This is a genomic window from Pseudomonas sp. Fl4BN1, assembly GCF_009908285.1.
Taxonomy (GTDB): domain Bacteria; phylum Pseudomonadota; class Gammaproteobacteria; order Pseudomonadales; family Pseudomonadaceae; genus Aquipseudomonas.
The window spans coordinates 1-414 of the sequence record NZ_JAAARM010000120.1 but is presented as its reverse complement, the minus strand read 5'-3'; the positions used below and the strand labels follow the sequence as shown (position 1 = coordinate 414).

At 65.0% G+C, this 414-nt stretch carries 1 protein-coding gene; it reads right to left on the bottom strand.

All coding sequences use genetic code 11. The features are described from left to right. A partial coding sequence (locus GV818_RS33845; protein ID WP_178125256.1) for a replication initiation factor domain-containing protein occupies positions 1-414 on the bottom strand: 414 nt, incomplete at both ends.

Sequence of the window (414 nt, the reverse complement as noted above, 5' to 3'; positions counted from 1 at the left end):
CCGACTCCCAGTCCCCGAAAACCTCGATGGCCTCCAGGAGCGTCGGCGCAGCCTGGGCACAGACCCATTCCCACCGCTGGGCGAAGTCCGTGTCCTTCTTCACCCCTGCCGCTGGGAATGCCCCTGTTTCGAGCGAGAAGGCCCTCTGCGCGATTTTCCGCGTCCACCCCGATGCACCCCACACCTGGTCAGCGGAAAGCGTGCTGAAGACCCTCCTAGCGTCTTTCTGGGGCCTTACCTGGGCCTCCAGGCGAACCCAGTCCCATCGACAGGCGGAACGGTAGCCTGGTTGCTTGCCCTTCTCGTAGAGGCGGCACCGGACGGGGCTGCTGTTGGCACCCAGGTACATCGTCCGACCATCCTCCGGGAAATCCCAGTCCCCTCGCTTCTCACCCTTGAGGCCCTGCTCCTGCT